An 18,254-nucleotide genomic window follows, 5' to 3' on the forward strand; every position below is an offset into this window, starting at 1 on the left:
GAACGGTGCCACCGGGCCGGGAGCTTGGCAGAATGTAACGGTGAGCAATCCGACCGCGACGCGTCCGCCGCAGCAGTGGACCGCGCCGACCGCGAGCGACCCGGTCGCCGCGACGCTGCGCCTGCCCGGCTCCAAGTCCATGACCGCCCGGGCCCTGGTGCTCGCCGCGCTCGCCGGCGGGCCGTCGACACTCGCCCTGCCACTGCGCGCCCGGGACACCGAGCTGATGGCCGGCGGGCTGCGCGCGCTCGGCGCCCACGTGTCGATCTCGGACGACGACCGCTGGCTGGTCCGCCCCAACCCGCTGGCCGGACCGGCACACGTCGAGGTCGGCCTGGCCGGCACGGTGATGCGCTTCCTGCCCCCGGTGGCCGGGCTGGCCGCCGGCCGGGTCACGTTCGACGGCGACCCGCACGCCCGAACCCGCCCGCTCGGGCCGCTGATCGGCGCGCTGCGGGCGCTCGGCGTCCGCATCGACGCACCGCCGACGGGCAGCCTGCCGCTCGCCGTGCTCGGCGCCGGCCGGGTGGCCGGCGGCGAGGTGGTCATCGACGCCTCCGCGTCCAGCCAGCTCGTCTCCGGGCTGCTGCTGGCCGCGCCCCGGTTCGACAGGGGCGTGGTGGTCCGGCACGAGGGTCCCCCGGTCCCGTCCGCGCCGCACGTGCGGATGACGGTGCAGATGCTGCGCGCCGCCGGCGCCGCGGTGGACGACACCACGCCGGACGTCTGGACGGTCGAGCCGGGCACGCTGTCCGGGCGTGGCTGGGAGATCGAGCCCGACCTGTCCGGCGCCGCGCCGTTCTTCGCCGCCGCGCTGGTCACCGGCGGCGAGGTGACGCTGCAGGGCTGGCCGCGCAGCAGCCTCCAGCCGGTCGAGCGGCTGCGGGAGCTGCTGCACCGGATGGGCGGCGAGGTGACGCTCGGCACCGACGGCCTGACCGTGCGGGGCACCGGCACGGTACGCGGGCTCGACGCCGACCTCTCCGACGTCGGCGAGCTGACCCCGGTGCTGACCGCGCTCACGCTGCTGGCCGACGGCCCGTCCCGGCTCACCGGCATCGGCCACATCCGCGGCCACGAGTCCGACCGGGTGACCGCGCTGGCGAAGGAGTTCACCGCGCTCGGCGCGGACATCACCGAGACCCACGACGGGCTGGAGATCCGGCCCCGGCCGCTGCGCGGCGGGACGTTCCAGACGTACGCCGACCACCGGATGGCGCACGCGGCGGCGGTGGCCGGGCTCGCCGTCCCCGGCATCGAGGTCGACGACGTGGCGTGCACCTCGAAGACCATGCCGGAGTTCCCGGCACTATGGTCGGGGATGGTGACCGGCAAGAACTGACAGCGGGGGGACGTCCTGGCGACGAAGCGGCGCGAGTACGACGAGGACGACGTACGGGTCCGACCGGGCCGGTCGTCGCGCCCGCGTACGCGCACCCGGCCCCGGCACGCCGACGCCGTCGAGGGCTTCGTCATCGCCGTCGACCGGGGCCGCTACACGTGCGTGCTGTCCGGTGCCGGGCCGGACGCGCCGCTCGTGACCGCCATGCGCGCCCGCGAGCTGGGCCGCAAGTCGGTGGTGGTGGGCGACCGGGTCGGGCTGGTCGGGGACACCTCCGGGGCACCCGGCGCGCTGGCCCGCATCGTGCGCATCGCCGAACGGACCTCGGTGCTGCGGCGTACCGCCGACGACGACGAGACCACCGCCGAGGGGCGGCTGGAACGGGTGGTGGTGGCGAACGCCGACCAGCTGGTGATCGTCAGCGCGCTCGCCGACCCGCCGCCGCGCACCGGGTTCATCGACCGCTGCCTGGTGGCCGCGTACGACGCCGACATCGAGCCGCTGCTCTGCCTCACCAAGGCCGACCTGGGCGGCCCGGAGGCGGTGCTCGGCTACTACACCGAGCTGGAGCTGCCGTACGTGCTGATCCGCCCGGACTCCGACCTGGCCGCGCTGCGGGCGCTGCTCACCGGCCGGGTCTCGGTCATGGTCGGGCACTCCGGGGTGGGCAAGTCGACGCTCGTCAACCGCCTCGTCCCGGACGCCGAACGGGCGGTCGGCACGGTCAGCGCGATCGGCCGGGGCCGCCACACGTCGACCAGCGCGGTGGCGCTGCGCCTGCCCGCCGAGCGCGGCGCCGACGGCGACACCGGCTGGATCGTCGACACCCCTGGGGTACGCAGCTTCGGGCTGGCCCACGTGTCCGCCGAGAGCCTGCTGCACGGCTTCCCCGACCTGGTCGAGGCGACAGTGGACTGCCCGGCCAACTGCCCGCACACCGCCGACGAGGCGGACTGCGCGCTCGACGCCTGGGTGGCCGCCGGCAAGGCGGACGCGCGCCGGCTCGCCTCGTACCGCCGGTTGCTGGCCTCGCGCAGCGGCGAGGGCGACCCGCGCGAACCGGAGCGCAACCCCGGCGACCCGCTCGCCGGGTCCTGATCGGCGGACCGGCGGCGACCCGCCGTCGCGGGCCGGGCCGCCGCCACTAGCGTGTCGGACATGACCGGGTACGCCGACGATCTCGCCCTCGCCCACCTGCTCGCCGACGCGGCGGATGCCGTCTCCTCGGCCCGGTTCCGCGCACTCGACCTGCGCGTGGAGTCCAAGCCGGACCTGACCCCGGTCTCCGACGCGGACACCGCCGTCGAGCGGGAGATCCGCGCGCTGCTGGCCGCCCACCGTCCCGCCGACGGCCTGCTCGGCGAGGAGTACGGCGAGCAGCCGCCGGCCGGACCGGACGGGCGGCGCTGGGTGGTCGACCCGATCGACGGCACGAAGAACTTCGTCCGGGGCGTACCGGTCTGGGCCACGCTCATCGCGCTGCTGGAACACGACCGGCCGGTGCTCGGCCTGGTCTCCGCCCCGGCGCTGGGCCGCCGCTGGTGGGGCGCGCTCGGCGCGGGCGCGTTCGCGGGCACCGGCCCGGCCGACGGCACGCCGATCCGGGTCTCCGGCGTCACCGCGCTCGACGACGCGAGCTTCTGCTACTCGTCGCTGACCGGTTGGGAACAGGCCGGCCGGCTGGACGCGGTGCTCCAACTCATGCGCGACACCTGGCGCAGCCGCGCGTACGGCGACTTCTACGGTTACATGCTGCTGGCCGAGGGCGCACTGGACGTGATGGTGGAGCCGGAACTGTCGCTCTGGGACATCGCCGCGCTGGTGCCGATCGTCACCGAGGCCGGCGGAAGGATCACCGACCTGGCCGGGCGGCCCGCGCCGGCCGGCACCGACTCGGCCGACATCAGCGCCGTGGCCAGCAACGGCGCGTTGCACGACGACATCCTGGCCCGGCTCGGCCGTCCAGCCGAGCGCTGACCCGGGGGGAGCCTCTATCCTCGCCAGGTGGTTTCCTCTGGTTGGTGCTTCCTGGCGGCGATGATCATCGCGTACGGCTTCGCCAACCTCCTTCAGTCGGTCGCCGCCGCGCGGACCACTGTGCACCACACGTTCGACCCGGGGCTGCTGCTGCGCCTCGCCGGGCACCGGACGTACCTGATCGGCCTGGCCTGCCAGGTGGTCGGCTTCGTGCTGGCCTTCCTGGCCCGCCGGGACCTGCCGTTGTTCCTGGTCCAGGCCAGCGTGGCGGCCGGGCTCGGGGTGACCGCCGTACTCGGCGTGCTGGTGCTCAAGTGGCGGCTGCCGGCCGCCGAGGTGGTCCTGCTGGTGCTGTTGTTCGCCGGCATCACCGCGCTCGTGCTGTCGGCCCAGCCGGCGCCGTCACGGCAGCTCGGCACCGCCGGGCTGGTCGGCCTGGCGGTGGCCGTGGTGGCGATCGCCGGCTCGGGCTTCTTCGCCGCCCGGCTGCACGGCGCGCTCGGGTCCGTGGTGCTCGGCTCGCTCGCCGGGATGGCGTTCTCCGCCGCGGCGGTGGCGGCCCGCCCGCTCGCCTCGGCCGGATCGGCGGAGGCGTTCTTCCGCGACCCGCTGCTCTACCTGCTCGTCGTCCACTCGGTGATCGGTCAGCTCCTGCTCGGGCTGGCCATGCAACGCGGGTCGACCACGGCGGCGGTCGCCGCGATGGACGCGGCCGGCGCGGTGCCCGCGGCGGTCGTCGGGCTGCTGCTGCTCAACGACAAGATCTGGCCCGGCCGGGAGTGGCTGGCCGGGCTCGGCTTCCTGGTGACGCTCGCGGCGGTGGTCGGCCTGACCCGGTACGCCGAACCGCAGCACCACCACGCCAGCGCCCGCCAGAAGGCGATCGTGGGCGCCGGGATGGTGCCGGTTCAGGCCGCCTCGACCGGTCCCCGTTCCGAGACAGCCACCTCGACCGGCGCGGCCACCTCGACCGGCGCGGTCACCTCGACCGGCGTCGGCTCGATCGGGGTGGCCGGACGGCGACGCCCGATCACCCGCTCGTAGAGGCGCTCCAGCGCGGCGGCGGTCCGTTCCCAGGTGTAGCTGCACCGGACCCGGTCCACGGCGGCGTGCCCGTACGCGAACCGCCCGGCGTTGTCCGACAGCAGCCGGCGCAGCGTCACCCCGAGCGTGCGGACGTCACCCGGCGGCACCAGTTTGCCGGTCACCTCGTCCACCACCGCGTCGGCGATGCCGCCCATGGCGTAGCCGACCACCGGCACGCCGCAGGCCATCGCCTCCAGCGACACCCGCCCGGCCGACGCGTAGTGCGGCGTGCAGGCCACCACGTCGGCGGAGCGGTACCAGGTGGCCATCTGGTCGTGCGGCACCGCGCCGACCAGCTTCACCTGCTCCGCCACGCCCGCGCGTTCGGCCAGCTCGCGCAGGCGGCGCGCTTCGGCGTGCCCGTCCAGCCGCTCGGGCGGCGGGCCACCGGCGATCACCAGTTCGGCGTCACCGACCAGCCGCATCGCCCGGATCAGGTCGTCCTGGCCGTGCCCGGGCGCGAGCCCGGCGACGGAGAGGATCCGGGGCCGCCGGTCGCGGGGCGCCGCCTCGCCGTCCGGGTGGAAGCGGCCGGTGTCCACGCCGGTCGGCACCATCGCCACCGACGTGCGTTGCAGGCCCATCCGGGTCAGCTCGTCGACCTCGTCGTTGCACTGGGCCACCGCCACGTCCACGGCCCGGGTCAGCGCCCGCTCCAGTGGGATGCGCTCCCCCGGCCCGGTGTAGTCACGGCCGAGGTGGCGCAACTGCTCCACGCCGAGCGAGTGGAAGGTCTGCACCACCGGGATGTCGGTGGCGCGTACCGCGTGGGCGGCGGCCAGCCCGCCGATCCAGTAGTGCCCGTGCACCACGTCGGGGGTCCAGTCACCGGCCCACTGCCCGGCCAGCCAGCGGCCGTACTCGGCGACGAAGGGGACCAGTTCGGCGGTGGAGAGCGTGTCGGGCGGGCCGACCGGGACACGTTCCACCCGGTAGCCGTCGAGTTCGGTCAGGGCGGGCTGGGCGGACGCGGCACGGCGCTCGTAGACGCGGACGTCATGGCCCCGGGCGGCGAGTTCCGCCGCCACGCGCGCAATGTGCTCCTGCGTCCCGACGGCGGGACCGTCGGTGGACGAGCCGGCGTGCGCGCATACAAGGCCGACGCGCATGGTGCACCTCCATGCGTTCTCGCGAGCGGGGTCTCCGGTCAGAGCGTCCCATTAACCCAGGTCCGGTGCGCCCAAACCTGACAGATCGGGGGGTCACCCGGCCACCGCGTCCCGCCGACGGGACAGCCGACCGAACCCGATCCCGGGCGAAATCGGTCGGCATGACGGCCCGGGCCGGGGGTACCGACGAGGAATGCCGCTCACCCGCAGTCTCTCCGACGCCACTGTCGTCGTCACCGGTGCCTCCAGCGGGATCGGCGCGTCCACCGCGTACGCGCTGGCCCGCCGGGGCGCCGACGTGGTGCTGGCCGCCCGGACCGAGTCCGCGCTGCGCCGGGTCGCCCTGCTCTGCCGGGAACTGGGCGGGCGGGCCCTGGTGGTGCCCACCGACGTGACCGACCCGGAGGCGGTCCAGCGGCTGGCCGAGCGGGCCGTGGCCGAGTTCGGCCGGATCGACGCCTGGATCAACAACGCCGCCGTGGGAACCGTGGGGCTGTTCGACGAGATCCCGGTGGCCGAGTTCCGCCGGGTGGTGGACGTGAACCTGCTCGGCGCCGTGTACGGGACGCGGGCCGCGCTGCCCTGGCTGGAGGCGGCCGGCGGCGGGGTGCTCGTCAACAACGCCTCGGTGCTGGCCGAGGTGGCGATGCCGTACCAGTCGGCGTACAACGCGACGAAGCACGCGATCCGCGGGCTGGCCGACACCGTACGGCAGGAGTTGCGGGTGACCGGCCGGGGGAACATCTCGGTCTGCACGGTGCTGCCCGCCACCATCGACACGCCGTTCTTCCGGCACGCGGCCAACCACTCCGGCCGGGAGCTGACCGCGCCGCCGCCGGTGTACCCGCCGGACATGGTCGCCGAGACGATCGTCAAGCTGCTGCGCCGGCCCCGGCGGGAGGCGTACGCGGGCGGCGCGGCCCGGCTGATCGGGCTCCAGTGGCGGCTCGCCCCGGCGGTGGCCGAGCGGGTGCTGGGCTGGTACACCGCGCGCACCCAGTTCGGCCCCGGCCTCCGCGCCGGCTCCACCGGCGCCGTGTTCACGCCGGACTCGGACGCGGAGCGGACCGACGGGTGGTCCGGCCGACGCGGTCAGGTGCTGCGGTTGACAGCGGCCGTCGGGCTGGCCGCCGGCACCGCCGTCGGCACGGTGGCGGCGCTCAGCCGCCGGTCGCGGTCCGGTCGGCCGTGAGTCCCGTCGACCGGACCGGTGCGCGGGCGCGGGCCGACGTGCACAATGGGGCGATCATGCCGACGGATGCGCGTTGCCTGGTGGAGACCGACGACTCCTCCCCGACGGTCCGGCTGACCGGAGTGCTCGACCGGTCCGAGGTGGAGACCGTGCGGGACGCGTTGCTCGCCCGGCTGTGGCGGCGACCCGGGGTGCTGCTGGTGGACCTGTCCGGAGTGCGGATTCCCGATCCGGGCGCACGCGACGCGCTGGACGAGGTCTGCCGGGCGGTCGCCGACTGGCCCGCCGCCGAGCTGCTGCTCGATCCGGCCGCGCCGCCGCCGGATGCGCCGCCCGAGCCGCTCGACGCCGACCTGCCCCCGGTGGTCGAGGCCGCCCGCGAGGCGCGGGTGCTGGTGACCGCCGGGTGCGCCAGGTGGGGGCTGCCGGAGCTGGCGGAGCCGGCCTGCATCGCGGTCACCGAGATGGTCAACAACGTGGTGGCGCACGCCGTCACGCCGATGACGCTGCGGCTGGCCCCGCGCGGCGGCGCGCTGCACCTGGCCGTCCGGGACCACTCGACCGGGCGGCCCGCGTACCGGGGGCCGGCGCCGGCGGACTCGGTGGGTGGGCGGGGGCTGCTGCTGATCGACACGGTGGCCCGGCGCTGGGGCAGCACCGCGCTGCCCGACGGCAAGGTGGTGTGGTGCGTGCTGTACGCCGAGGACGAGGCGACGTTCCGCAACTGAGGCACCTTTTCGCCCCGTTACTCCCGATCCACCCGGCCGGTCGCGGTTAGTGCGGGGAGCGCAGTGGGTAGATGCCGAGCATGCGCGACGACGAGTACCCCACCCCCGTGTCCGATCCCGAGGCGGCGGGCCTGCCCGACACCGCCGACGACGACTCCACCGCGAACGACGACGTGCTGACCGGGCGCGAGGCGGACGGCCCCGAGCCGGCCCAGCTCCCCGGTGACCGCACGCCGGTCGCCGTGGACCAGTTCGGCACCACGGCGGAGGAGCAGCTCGACGGCGAGTCGCTGGACTACAAGCTCCAGCGCGAGCGGTACGAGCGCCCCGCGGACGATCCGCTCGCCGGCCCGGTCGACCCGGACATCGCCGCCGAGGCGGACAGCGAGGAGGCCGCCGCGCAGGCCCAGCTCGACGCCGACGTGATCGACCCGGGCCCGGTCTCGGACCCGAACTCCCCGGTCTCCGTGTACGACCACGGGCAGCTCGGCACCGTCGCCGACCACCAGGTGGGCCGGCTGGTCGAGCCGGACGAGGGCGCGCACACCGACCAGGAGACCGACAACGTCGCCTACGACGCCGGGGCGGCCGGCGGCGGGGCCAGCGCGGAGGAGCTGGCGGTGCACGAGACCCGGCCGCCGGAGGTGCGCTGACCGCTCAGCCGTCCAGGCCCCGCTCGATGGCGTACCGGGTCAGCTCGACCCGGTTGTGCAACTGGAGCTTGCCCAGCGTGTTCTGCACGTGGTTCTGCACGGTCCGGTGGGACAGGCCCAGCCGGTCGGCGATCTGCTTGTAGGACAGCCCCTTGGCCACCAGGCGCAGCACCTCGGTCTCCCGTTCGGTGAGCCGGGGTGCGTCGTCGTCCGGGTCGGGCGGCGCGGCGGCCAGCCGCCGGTACTCCCCCAGCACCAGCCCGGCCAGGCCGGGCGTGAACACCGGCTCACCGGCAGCCGTGCGGCGCACCGCGTCCAGGAACTCCGCCGGGGCGGCCGACTTGACCAGGTAGCCGGTGGCGCCGGCCTTCACCGCGTCGAGCACGCCCTGCGGCTCCCCGCTGGCCGAGAGCATGAGCACCCGCACGTCGGGCAGCGCGGCGCGCAGGCCCCGGATCACCTCGACGCCGGAGATGTCCGGCAACTGGAGGTCGAGCACGACCAGGTCGGGGCGGGCCGCCGCGGCCACCCGTACCGCCTGCCGCCCCTCACCGCTTGTCGCCACCACCTGATGGCCCGCCTCGGTGAGGTCGCGGGCCACGCCCTCACGCCACATCGGGTGGTCGTCGACCACCATCACCCGGACGCTCATCCGCGACTCCTCGGCACGACCAGCTCGATCTCGGTGCCGGCGCCGGGCGCGGAGGCGATCCGCACCTCCCCGCCCAGGTCCGCCACCCGGCCCCGGATGGACTGCGCCACCCCGAGTCGCCCCTGCGCGGCGGCCTCCGCCAGCCGCCCCTCCGGGATGCCCGGTCCCTCGTCGCGTACCGAGACGGTCACCGTCTCCTCCTCGTCCTCGATCAGCACCCAGGCCCGCCCGCCGGCGTACCGGGCCACGTTGTCGAGCGCCGCGCCGACCGCCGCGGCCAGCTCACCGGCGGTACGCGCCGGCAGCGGCACGGGTGTGGCGGGCGCGGCCACCCCGACCGTGGCCGAGGCGTACCTGTCGATCAGGTCACGCAGGTCCTGCTCGGCCCCGGCCGGGTCCGGCGCCGCCCCCGCCCGGCCGATCAGCGCCCGCAGCGCCTCCTCCTGTTCGCCGGCCAGCCGCGCCAGCTCGGCCGCCTCGCCGTCCAGCTCCGCGCCGCGTCGACGGACCAGCGCCAGCACCTGGAGCACCGAGTCGTGGATGTCGCGGGCCAGCCGTTCCCGTTCCCGGGTGGCCGCCTCCAGCTCCACCGCCCGCTGCAACCGCTCCTCCGCCTCCACCGCCAGCCGCGCCACGTGCCCGACCACCACACCGGCCAGCAGCATCAGGATCGCACCGGTCAGCGCGGACGGGCTGATCCGGTCCCGGGTGGCGAGGTCGGCGCCACCGAGCACGATCGCGGCCACCGCGCCGCCACGCCGCCCGCAGGCGACCGCCCAGGCGAGCACCGGCCCGGCCAGCCAGGCGGCGGTCAGCATCGGCACCCCGGCGACCAGCGCCGCGCTCCCGATCACCCACGGGGTGACCAGGATGAGCGCCAGCACCACGCCGAGGTCGGTCAGCAGCAGCGGCCAGCGCCGCCCGGCCGGACGGCCGTAGCCGGCCGCCGTCACGCCGCTCCAGGCCAGCATCGCCAGCAGGACACCGCCCGCGGCGACCGGGTGCGCGTAGCGGCCCGCGTCGCGCAGCACGACAAGTCCGACGTACGCGAGCGCGGCGAAGCGGAACACCGCTATCGATCGCCAGAACGGGCCCTCGAGGCCGGAGGACGACGGCATGTGCGCCACCCTGTCACAGCCCGTCCAGGGCACCCCGGCCGGTGCGGCCCGAGAAACCCTGACGTACGGTGGAAATGCCGCGAAAGTCGTCGAGAACCATCGTCGGGACGGGGTCATGACAGACGCAGAACTCCCCGCACCGCGTACGGTTGTGCCCATCGAACCTTCCCTGCTTCTCGCCACGGCCTTCGACCAGGCGCAGGTGACCGGGCTGCGGCACTCGGTCACCGCACACGCGCACGGCGCGGGCCTGTCCGGCCAACGGCTGGACGACTTCGTGCTGGCGGTCAACGAACTGATCACCAACGCGGTCCGGCACGGCGGCGGGCAGGGCTGGCTGCGGCTCTGGCAGCGCGGCGACGACCTGGTCTGCGAGGTCGCCGACCACGGGCCCGGGATCAGCGAACGGCGACTGCGCGACCGGGACCGGCCCGCGCCGGACACCGCCGGCGGCTGGGGTCTCTGGCTGGCCCGGGAGCTGAGCGACTCGATGGAGGTGGACAGCGGCGACGCCGGCACCGTCGTCCGGATCACCGCCGCGCTCACCACCCGGCAGCCCGTCACCGGCCCGTTGGAGGGCTGACCCCGGCCCGTCAGGCGAACAGGGCGCTCACCGACTCCCCGTTGTGGATCCGCCGCATCGCCTCGGCCAGTGCCGGCGCCACCGACAGCACCTCAAGCTTCGGCACCCGCTTCTCGACCGGGATCGGCACCGTGTTCGTGCAGACGATCTCCAGTACGCCCTCCTGTGCGCTCAGCCGCTCCAGCGCCCCGCTGGAGAACAGGCCGTGCGTGCAGGCCAGCCGGATCGAACGGACCCGCCGCTCGTGCAGGTGCGAGATCAGCTCGATCACGGTGCTGCCCTTGGCGATCTCGTCGTCCAGCACGATCACGTCCCGGTCCGTCACGTCGCCGATGATCGTGCTGATCTGCACCCGGTCGTCGCTGTAACGCTGCTTGGCCCCGGCCGCGACGGGCGTGCCGAGCATCCGGGCGAACGCGGCGGCCTCCTTGGCGTTGCCGAGGTCCGGCGAGACCACCACCGCGTTGCTCAGGTCGTACCCCTTGAAGTGGGCGGCCAGCTCGCGCAGCGCGTGCAGGTGGTCCACCGGGACGCTGAAGAAGCCGTGCACCTGCGGCGAGTGCAGCGTCATGGCCAGCACCCGGTCCGCGCCCGCGGAGGTGAGCAGGTCGGCGACGAGCCGGCCGCCGATGGAGATGCGCGGCGCGTCCTTCTTGTCCGACCGGGCGTACGCGTAGTGCGGCAGCACCACTGTGATCCGCGCGGCCGACGCGCCCCGGGCCGCGTCGATCATGAGCAGCAGCTCGACCAGGTGCTCCTGCACCGGTGGCACCAGCGGCTGGATGAGGAAGACGTCGCGCTCCCGGCAGTTCGCCTGCAACTGCACCTCCAGGCAGTCGTTCGCGAACCGGGACACCCGTACCGGGTGCAGTGGAACGTGGAGGTGGGCGCAGATCTCGGCGGCGAGGTCCGGGTGGGCGGTCCCGCTGAACACGGCAATGTCACGCACGTCTGATGATCGTACGGGTCGCCGGAGGGAGACGGTGGGCGGTCACGGCGGGTACGGTGCTGCCGTGACCGCAGAGTTCGTCGCCGCCATCGACCAGGGCACCACGTCCTCGCGCTGCATCGTCTTCGACCGGGCCGGTGAGATCGTCGCCGTGGCCCAGCGCGAGCACCGGCAGATCTTCCCCCGGCCCGGCTGGGTCGAGCACGACGCCGAGGAGATCTGGACGAACGTCGAGCACGTGGTGCGCGAGGCGCTGGCGAGCGCCGACATCGGCACCGGGGCGCTGGCCGCGGTCGGCATCACCAACCAGCGGGAGACCACAGTGGTGTGGGACCGGGCGACCGGCCGCCCGGTGGCCAACGCGATCGTCTGGCAGGACACCCGCACCGGCCCGCTGCTGCGCGAGCTGACCGAGACGTACGACGAGGAGCGGCTGCGGACCCGCACCGGCCTGATCCCGGCCACCTACTTCGCCGGCCCGAAGCTGCGCTGGCTGCTCGACCACGTCGACGGGCTGCGCGAGCGCGCCGAACGCGGCGAGGTGCTGTTCGGCACCATGGACAGCTGGCTGATCTGGAAGCTGACCGGCCGGCACGTCACCGACGTGACGAACGCCAGCCGCACGATGCTGATGGACCTGGAGACGCTCGACTGGGCCCCGGAACTGCTCGACGCGCTGCGGATCCCGGCCGCCGTGCTGCCCGAGATCCGCAGCTCCGCCGAGGTGTACGGCACCGCCCAGGGGGTGCTGGCCGGAGTGCCGGTGGCGAGCGCGCTCGGCGACCAGCAGGCGGCGCTGTTCGGGCAGACCTGCTTCCAGCCCGGCGAGGCCAAGTGCACCTACGGCACCGGCAGCTTCCTGCTGCTCAACACCGGCGCCAGCCCGGTGCCGTCCCGGCACGGCCTGCTCACCACTGTGGCGTACCGGATCGAGGGTCAGCCCGCCGCGTACGCGCTGGAGGGCGCGATCGCGGTCACCGGCTCGCTGGTGCAGTGGCTGCGCGACAACCTCGGCCTGATCTCCACCGCACCGGAGGTCGAGGAGCTGGCCCGCACCGTCGACGACAACGGCGGCTGCTACGTGGTGCCGGCCTTCTCCGGCCTGTTCGCGCCGCACTGGCGCAGCGACGCCCGGGGCGTGGTCGCCGGGCTGACCGGCTACATCACCAAGGGGCACCTGGCCCGCGCGGTGCTGGAGGCGTCAGCCTTCCAGACCCGCGAGGTGGTGGACGCGATGAACGCCGACTCCGACGTGGCGTTGCGGCGGCTGCGGGTCGACGGCGGGATGACCGGCAACGAACTGCTCATGCAGTTCCTCGCCGACGTGCTGGACGTGCCGGTGGTCCGGTCCCGGATCACCGAGACGACCTGCCTCGGTGCCGCGTACGCCGCCGGTCTGGCCGTGGGGTTCTGGCCCGACCTGGCCACGCTGCGCGAGAAGTGGCGCTCGGACGCGCAGTGGGAGTCGACGATGGACCCGGCGCACCGGGAGCGCGAGCTGCGCCAGTGGCGCAAGGCGGTCCAGCGCACGCTCGACTGGGCCGACTGAGCGTCAGTCCCAGCGGTTGCCGGTGAGCTTCTCGTACACCTCGACGTAGCGGGCCCGGGTCGCCTCGATCACCTCGGCCGGCACCTCCGGCGCGGGCGGCTGCCTGTCCCAGCCGCTCGCCGTGGCCCAGTCCCGCACGTACTGCTTGTCGTAGGAGAACTGGGCGCGGCCCGGCTGGTACGACTCGGCCGGCCAGAACCGTGACGAGTCGGAGGTGAGCACCTCGTCGCCGAGGACCAGCGTGCCGTCCGGCGCCCAGCCCAGCTCCAGCTTCGTGTCCGCGATCAGGATGCCCCGCTCGGCGGCGATCTCCGCGCCACGCCGGTAGACGTCGATGGTGATCTGCCGCAGCCGCTCCGCGACCTCCGGCCCGACCTTGTCCACCACCTGCTCGTAGGTGATCGGCTCGTCGTGCTCGCCCTTCGGCGCCTTCGTCGACGGCGTGAAGATCGGCTCGGGCAGGATCGACGCCTCGACCAGGCCGCGGGGCAGCGGCACCCCGGAGACCGAGCCGGTGCGCTGGTACTCGGCGAAGCCGCCGCCGGTCAGGTAGCCCCGGGCCACGCACTCGACCGGCACCATCTCCAGCCGCCGGCAGCGGATCGCCCGGCCGGCGAACTCCGCCGGCACGTCCGTCGCGGAGATCACGTGGTTCGGCACCAGGTCGGACAGCTGCTCGAACCACCACAGCGACAGCGCGGTGAGCAGGCGGCCCTTGTCCGGGATCGGGGTCGGCAGCACCACGTCGTAGATGGAGACGCGGTCGGTGGCGACCAGGATCAGGTCGTCGCCGTCGGCGTAGACGTCCCGGACCTTGCCCGAGTGCAGAAGTTCCACGGCGCTAGTACACCATGACCGGCGTGGACCGCCCGGCGCGCCCACCGCCGTCCCGCCCGGCGTTGACACCCGGGCGGGGGCCGGTGAAATGATCCGTTCACCCCACCTTCGGGAGAGACCCCGTGCGCGCTCCGCAGTCCGTACCCCGTCCCGGGCTCGACCGGCGACGGTTCCTCGGCGCGCTCACCGGGCTGCCGCTGGCCGCCGGGCTGCCGGTGCTCGCCGGGTGCGGCCCGGACGAGGTGGCCGCCGACGACGGCCCGATCGAGCTGTCTGTGTTCTGGTGGGGCGGCGCCCGCCGGGCCGCGGCCACCGAGCAGGCGCTGCGGCTGTACTCGCAGCAGAACCCGCGAGTCAGCTTCCGGGTCACCTGGCAGGGGCTGGGCGGCTACTACGACCGGATCGCCACCCAGGCCACCGGCGGGAACCCGCCGGACCTGTTCCAGATCGACGACACCCTGCTCGCCGAGTACGCCGGCCGGGACATCCTGCTCGATCTCACCCGGTACGTCGCCGACAAGCGCCTCGACCTGCGCGAGGTGCCGGAGCAACTGGCCCGCTACGGCCAGGTGGACGAGCGGACGGTCGGTGTGCCGGCCGCGCAGACGAGCGCGGCGCTGGTGTTCAACCGCCGGCTGCTGCGCCGGCTAAGCCAGCCCGAGCCGCGTACCGGGATGTCCTGGAAGGAGTACGCGTCCTGGGCCGCCCGGGTCACGCGCGCCTCCGGCAACCGGGTGGCCGGCACCATGGACGCCTCCGGCGACTACCGGGCGTTCTGGTTGTGGCTGCGCGGCCAGGGCAGCGAGCTGTACCAGGGGCGGCAGCTCGGGTTCAGCTCCGCCGAACTGCTCGCCTGGTTCGAGTTCTGGGAGGTGGCGCGCTTCGACCGGGCCACACCGAGCGCCGCCCTGGTCGAGCAGGCCGACAGCGGCGAGCTGGCCCGCCAGCTCGTGGTCACCGGGCACACCGCCGCCTCCTTCGCCTGGTCGCACCAGTTGCCGGAGCTGCAGGGCCTGACCGACGACGAGCTGGGCGCGGTCGCCTTCCCGGGCACGCCCGCCGCGCAGTGGCCGCGCGCGTCGATGTACTGGGCCGGTTTCCGGGGCACCCGCCACCCGGGGGCGGTGGTGGACGTGCTCGACTTCCTGACCACGAACGTGGCGGCCGGCCGTCTCCTCGGCCTGGAACGCGGCCTGAACGCCAGCAAGCAGGTGCGCTCGTTCGTCGCCGAGGAGGTGACCGGCCGGGCCGAGAGGCGCATGGCCGCGCTCGGCGCGGAGCTGGCGGATCTGGCCGGGCCGTCGCCCGCACCGCCGCCCAAGGGGCACGCGGCGGTGCGCACGCTGCTGATCGAGGCGGCCGAGAGCATCCGCGCCAAGCGGGTCGGCGCCCGCACCGCCACCTCCCGCTTCATGGCCCAGGCCAACACCGCTCTCGCCGGGTGACCCACCCCGCCCGGCGTGGGCGGGGTGGGCAGGGGCGTCAGCGCGGGGGCCGGTTGCGGCGGCCGCGGGTGAGCAGCACCACCAGCAGCACGATGCCGCCGACCACCACGAGGCAGCAGAGCAGGCCGATGATGCCGAACCCACCACGGGAGCGGCGGCGGGCCGCCTCCACCACGATCTCGCCGGTACCGCTCGACGCCCAGGCCGCGACCGGCACGAAGACCGAGAGCACGACCGTACCGAGGACCGCGCCCAGGCGGCCCCACCACTTGTTCCATGCAGACATGCCCTCATCCTCGCCGAGACCCGCAACCGGGGCACGGCGGACAGGGCGGATGTCGCCGGACACGGTGCGGGGTCGCCGGCACAGTCCGCGTGGCCCGACTCACGATTAACCGTCCATTTGGACTGTTAGGGTTCCCTGGTGACTTCCTCCCTGCCCTCGACCTCCGCACGGGCCCTTGCCGGAAAGCGGGAGTGGGCGGCCCTCGTGGTGCTCGTTCTCGTGGTCCTCCTCCTGGCCGTCGACGGGACCGTCCTCTACCTCGCGGTCCCGTCGCTGACGGAGGACATCGGGCCCACCGCCACCCAGATCCTGTGGATCGGGGACATCTACGCCTTCGTGCTCGCCGGGCTCCTGATCACGATGGGCAACCTCGCCGACCGGATCGGTCGCAAGCGGCTGCTGATGATCGGCACCGTGGGGTTCGGCTCGGCGTCCGTGCTGGCGGCCTTCGCCACCACCCCGGAGGTGCTGATCGCGGCCCGCGCCCTCCTCGGCCTGGCCGGCGCCACGCTGATGCCGTCGACGCTCTCCATCGTCCGGTCGATGTTCGTCGATCGCGCCCAGCGGGCCCGGGCCATCGCGCTCTGGTCGGCCGGGGCCACCGCCGGCGCCGCGCTCGGCCCGCTGGTGGGCGGCATGCTGCTGGAGCGCTTCTGGTGGGGATCGGTCTTCCTGATCAACGTGCCGGTGATGGTGCTGGCGCTGGTGGCGGGATGGCTGCTGCTGCCGGAGTCGAAGGGTGAGGCGCCGGCCCGGATCGACGTCGGCTCCTCGGCGCTGTCCATCGCCACGATCGTCCCGCTGGTCTTCGCCCTCAAGCGCCTCTTCAGTGACGGGGTCGACGCGCTCACCGTGACGGCCACCGCCGTCGGGCTGCTGGCCGGATGGTGGTTCGTACGGCGGCAGAACCGCCTGGCGGTGCCCCTGCTCGACGTCTCACTGTTCCGGGTGCCGGCGTTCTCGGGTGCGCTCGCCGCCAACGTGCTGGCCATCTTCGGGTTCCTGGGGCTGCTGTTCTTCTTCTCCCAGTACCTGCAACTGGTTCGCGGCTTCGGCCCGCTCAAGGCAGGCGTCGCCGAGCTGCCCGGCACACTCGCCGCGGTGCTCGTCGTGGCGCTGATCGGCGTCCTGCTGTCGCGGCTCGGTGCGGGCCGCGCGATCGGGCTGGGACTGCTGGTCGCCGCCGCCGGGCTCACCGTCATGGGGCTCAGCGTCGACCTCCGGACCTACTGGGGGCTGGGCATCGGCCTCGCCGTCATCGGGCTCGGCATCGGTGTCGCCATGACCCTCTCCACCGACGCCGTCGTCGGCGCCGTCCCGGAGCGGCGCGCGGGCGCCGCTTCGGCGGTGGCCGAGACGGCGTACGAGCTGGGGGGCGCGCTCGGCATCGCGGTCCTCGGCTCGTTGCACGGGCTGCTCTACCGTTCGTCGCTGGCCCTCCCCGCCGAGGCCACCGCCGCCGATCGGGCACTGGCGGAGGACTCCCTGGCGGCGGCCGTGTACGGGGCACCGGCACCCGGCGTCGTGGCCGCGGCGCAGGACGCGTTCGCCCAGGCGATGCAGTCCGCCACCTTCGTCGCCGCCGTGATCCTGGTGGTCGCCTCGGTAGTGGCCTGGAAGATCATTCCCTCCGAGCCCGTGTCTCCTGAAGGTGCACGTGTCGACCACTGAACGTCGTCCCATCCGCGATCGTGCGCGCACCCGGCGAGCGGTGCTGGACGCCGCCGAACGGATGATCACCCGCCACGGCGCCAACGTCAGCCTGGCCGCCGTCGCCCGGGAGGCGGGCGTCACGAAGAGCGGCCTGATGCACCACTTCCCCTCCCGGGAGGACCTGCTCGCCGCCCTGGTCGAGCAGGTGGTCACACGCGTCTGGGAAGAGGTGAACGCCCACGTCGACAGCGGCGACGAGCGGCCGGGCGCCTTCACCCGTGGTTACGTGCGCGCCCTCACCGGAGACAGCGCGTACCTGGCGGAACTGGGCAGCGCCACCGGCCTGCTCGCCCAACTCGGGGTCGACAGCATGGAGCACGTGCTGGCGGTGGACCCCGAGGACCCGGCACGCTGGAACCGTGCCTTCGAGGCCGACGGCCTGCCACCGGGCCGGGTCTGGGCCGTCCGGTACGCCGCGGAGGGGCTCGCCATCGCCATCGGCACCGCCTATGTCACTGACGAACAGCTCCGGCTGGCCCGTGCGGAACTGCTCGTCCTCACCGAGACGGCCCCGGAATGAGTTCAGGCCCGGAATCCGTGGATTCCGGGCCTGAACTTTGGTAGCGGGGACAGGATTTGAACCTGCGACCTCTGGGTTATGAGCCCAGCGAGCTACCGAGCTGCTCCACCCCGCGTCGGCTCGTACAGCTTATCGCACTCCGATCCTCGAGATCAGCCGGGTCCCCCGATCCGGCGCGCGGCCGGCGGAAAGGCGACGCGGCCGGCTGGTGGCGCTTGCCGGGCGGAACGACGAAGGCCCCGGAGAGAACTCCGGGGCCTTCGTCACGAGTAGCGGGGACAGGATTTGAACCTGCGACCTCTGGGTTATGAGCCCAGCGAGCTACCGAGCTGCTCCACCCCGCGTCGGCTCGACAACCGTAGCGCACCGACCCGGTGAGGCGCAAAACGGGTACCCGGTGGCGACGCGGCCGGGCGTCCCGCTCGACGGACGAGACGAGACGAGCCCGTGGCCCGGGTGACCGTTGCGGTCCCGGACCACGGGCTCGTGGTGTCGGCTCGTGCTGTCGGCCGGGG

The 18,254-nt window shown here is 74.1% G+C and carries 17 protein-coding genes, 2 tRNA genes and 1 pseudogene; 12 read left to right on the forward strand and 8 right to left on the reverse strand.

The window, feature by feature from the left end; genetic code table 11:
• The first annotated feature begins 40 nt into the window (after positions 1-40).
• The 4 genes and pseudogenes from aroA to AB0B20_RS20090 form a co-directional block, all read left to right on the forward strand.
• A complete protein-coding gene (gene aroA, locus AB0B20_RS20075; RefSeq protein WP_357472359.1) occupies positions 41-1,342 on the forward strand; it encodes a 3-phosphoshikimate 1-carboxyvinyltransferase in 1,302 nt (433 codons plus the stop codon).
• A 162-nt stretch (positions 1,343-1,504) separates the two neighbouring features.
• The gene (gene rsgA / locus AB0B20_RS20080) at positions 1,505-2,440 is read left to right on the forward strand and encodes a ribosome small subunit-dependent GTPase A (RefSeq protein WP_357472362.1); all 936 of its coding nucleotides are present in this window, start codon (positions 1,505-1,507) and stop codon (positions 2,438-2,440) included.
• Positions 2,441-2,500: 60 nt separating this feature from the next.
• Positions 2,501-3,319: a histidinol-phosphatase gene (hisN, locus tag AB0B20_RS20085; protein WP_357472365.1), complete on the forward strand. Its 819-nt coding sequence runs from the start codon at positions 2,501-2,503 to the stop codon at positions 3,317-3,319.
• Positions 3,320-3,379: 60 nt separating this feature from the next.
• Positions 3,380-4,207, forward strand: a pseudogene (locus tag AB0B20_RS20090) (hypothetical protein); the annotation flags it as partial.
• A 20-nt stretch (positions 4,208-4,227) separates the two neighbouring features.
• Here AB0B20_RS20090 and AB0B20_RS20095 read toward each other — a convergent pair.
• Positions 4,228-5,514: a glycosyltransferase gene (locus tag AB0B20_RS20095; protein WP_357472368.1), complete on the reverse strand. Its 1,287-nt coding sequence runs from the start codon at positions 5,512-5,514 to the stop codon at positions 4,228-4,230.
• A 193-nt stretch (positions 5,515-5,707) separates the two neighbouring features.
• Between AB0B20_RS20095 and AB0B20_RS20100 the strand changes: the two genes are divergently transcribed.
• The 3 genes from AB0B20_RS20100 (at position 5,708) to AB0B20_RS20110 (ending at position 8,087) form a co-directional block, all read left to right on the forward strand.
• Entirely contained in the window at positions 5,708-6,706 is a 999-nt protein-coding gene (locus tag AB0B20_RS20100) for an SDR family oxidoreductase (RefSeq protein WP_357383689.1), read from the forward strand.
• A 56-nt stretch (positions 6,707-6,762) separates the two neighbouring features.
• A complete protein-coding gene (locus AB0B20_RS20105) occupies positions 6,763-7,434 on the forward strand; it encodes an ATP-binding protein (RefSeq protein WP_357472371.1) in 672 nt (223 codons plus the stop codon).
• Positions 7,435-7,514: 80 nt separating this feature from the next.
• Positions 7,515-8,087 carry a DUF5709 domain-containing protein gene (locus AB0B20_RS20110; RefSeq protein ID WP_357472374.1) on the forward strand — a complete coding sequence of 191 codons (573 nt, stop codon included), beginning with the start codon at positions 7,515-7,517 and terminating at the stop codon, positions 8,085-8,087.
• 4 nt (positions 8,088-8,091) lie between these two features.
• Here AB0B20_RS20110 and AB0B20_RS20115 read toward each other — a convergent pair whose 3' ends face one another.
• Positions 8,092-8,739 (reverse strand): response regulator transcription factor, encoded by a 648-nt coding sequence (locus AB0B20_RS20115; RefSeq protein WP_357383684.1) that lies wholly within the window; start codon positions 8,737-8,739, stop codon positions 8,092-8,094.
• The gene (locus AB0B20_RS20120) at positions 8,736-9,857 is read right to left on the reverse strand and encodes a DUF5931 domain-containing protein (RefSeq protein WP_357472377.1); all 1,122 of its coding nucleotides are present in this window, start codon (positions 9,855-9,857) and stop codon (positions 8,736-8,738) included. The genes AB0B20_RS20115 and AB0B20_RS20120 overlap by 4 nt, the downstream gene beginning before the upstream one ends.
• A gap of 115 nt (positions 9,858-9,972) precedes the next feature.
• On the opposite strand from AB0B20_RS20120, the gene AB0B20_RS20125 reads away from it, so the two are divergent.
• Entirely contained in the window at positions 9,973-10,440 is a 468-nt protein-coding gene (locus AB0B20_RS20125) for an ATP-binding protein (protein ID WP_357383680.1), read from the forward strand.
• Between the two features lie 10 nt (positions 10,441-10,450).
• Here the strand turns inward: AB0B20_RS20125 and AB0B20_RS20130 are convergent, their stop codons facing one another.
• Positions 10,451-11,389, reverse strand: a complete 939-nt coding sequence (locus tag AB0B20_RS20130) for a ribose-phosphate pyrophosphokinase (protein ID WP_357383678.1) — start codon at positions 11,387-11,389, stop codon at positions 10,451-10,453.
• A 64-nt stretch (positions 11,390-11,453) separates the two neighbouring features.
• On the opposite strand from AB0B20_RS20130, the gene glpK reads away from it, so the two are divergent.
• A complete protein-coding gene (glpK, locus tag AB0B20_RS20135) occupies positions 11,454-12,938 on the forward strand; it encodes a glycerol kinase GlpK (protein WP_357383676.1) in 1,485 nt (494 codons plus the stop codon).
• Between the two features lie 3 nt (positions 12,939-12,941).
• Here the strand turns inward: glpK and AB0B20_RS20140 are convergent, their stop codons facing one another.
• On the reverse strand, positions 12,942-13,775 hold the full coding sequence (locus AB0B20_RS20140) for a phosphoribosylaminoimidazolesuccinocarboxamide synthase (RefSeq protein WP_357383674.1): 834 nt from the start codon (positions 13,773-13,775) through the stop codon (positions 12,942-12,944).
• A gap of 122 nt (positions 13,776-13,897) precedes the next feature.
• Between AB0B20_RS20140 and AB0B20_RS20145 the strand changes: the two genes are divergently transcribed.
• The gene (locus AB0B20_RS20145) at positions 13,898-15,220 is read left to right on the forward strand and encodes an extracellular solute-binding protein (protein WP_357472381.1); all 1,323 of its coding nucleotides are present in this window, start codon (positions 13,898-13,900) and stop codon (positions 15,218-15,220) included.
• A 37-nt stretch (positions 15,221-15,257) separates the two neighbouring features.
• On the opposite strand, the gene AB0B20_RS20150 is transcribed toward AB0B20_RS20145, so the two are convergent.
• Positions 15,258-15,506, reverse strand: a complete 249-nt coding sequence (locus AB0B20_RS20150) for a hypothetical protein (RefSeq protein WP_013475255.1) — start codon at positions 15,504-15,506, stop codon at positions 15,258-15,260.
• A 138-nt stretch (positions 15,507-15,644) separates the two neighbouring features.
• Between AB0B20_RS20150 and AB0B20_RS20155 the strand changes: the two genes are divergently transcribed.
• Positions 15,645-17,177, forward strand: a complete 1,533-nt coding sequence (locus tag AB0B20_RS20155; RefSeq protein WP_357472384.1) for an MFS transporter — start codon at positions 15,645-15,647, stop codon at positions 17,175-17,177.
• Complete coding sequence (locus AB0B20_RS20160; protein WP_357383667.1) at positions 17,164-17,739, forward strand: TetR/AcrR family transcriptional regulator; 576 nt, start codon at positions 17,164-17,166, stop codon at positions 17,737-17,739. The genes AB0B20_RS20155 and AB0B20_RS20160 overlap by 14 nt, the downstream gene beginning before the upstream one ends.
• A 38-nt stretch (positions 17,740-17,777) precedes the next feature.
• Here the strand turns inward: AB0B20_RS20160 and AB0B20_RS20165 are convergent.
• A tRNA-Met gene (locus tag AB0B20_RS20165) sits at positions 17,778-17,854 on the reverse strand.
• Positions 17,855-18,009: 155 nt separating this feature from the next.
• Positions 18,010-18,083 (reverse strand) — tRNA-Met (locus AB0B20_RS20170).
• Between the last annotated feature and the right edge of the window lie 171 nt (positions 18,084-18,254).

This window comes from Micromonospora sp. NPDC049151 (assembly GCF_040648395.1).
GTDB lineage: Bacteria > Actinomycetota > Actinomycetes > Mycobacteriales > Micromonosporaceae > Micromonospora.

What these genes read in the sequence shown, in the direction of transcription:
- AB0B20_RS20115 (WP_357383684.1), bottom strand. Translation starts at nt 8,739, where the DNA reads ATGAGCGTCCGGGTGATGGTGGTCGACGACCACCCGATGTGGCGTGAG.
- AB0B20_RS20095 (WP_357472368.1), bottom strand. Translation starts at nt 5,514, where the DNA reads ATGCGCGTCGGCCTTGTATGCGCGCACGCCGGCTCGTCCACCGACGGT.
- AB0B20_RS20120 (WP_357472377.1), bottom strand. Translation starts at nt 9,857, where the DNA reads ATGCCGTCGTCCTCCGGCCTCGAGGGCCCGTTCTGGCGATCGATAGCG.
- AB0B20_RS20110 (WP_357472374.1), top strand. Translation starts at nt 7,515, where the DNA reads ATGCGCGACGACGAGTACCCCACCCCCGTGTCCGATCCCGAGGCGGCG.
- AB0B20_RS20150 (WP_013475255.1), bottom strand. Translation starts at nt 15,506, where the DNA reads ATGTCTGCATGGAACAAGTGGTGGGGCCGCCTGGGCGCGGTCCTCGGT.
- hisN (WP_357472365.1), top strand. Translation starts at nt 2,501, where the DNA reads ATGACCGGGTACGCCGACGATCTCGCCCTCGCCCACCTGCTCGCCGAC.
- AB0B20_RS20125 (WP_357383680.1), top strand. Translation starts at nt 9,973, where the DNA reads ATGACAGACGCAGAACTCCCCGCACCGCGTACGGTTGTGCCCATCGAA.
- AB0B20_RS20100 (WP_357383689.1), top strand. Translation starts at nt 5,708, where the DNA reads ATGCCGCTCACCCGCAGTCTCTCCGACGCCACTGTCGTCGTCACCGGT.
- AB0B20_RS20105 (WP_357472371.1), top strand. Translation starts at nt 6,763, where the DNA reads ATGCCGACGGATGCGCGTTGCCTGGTGGAGACCGACGACTCCTCCCCG.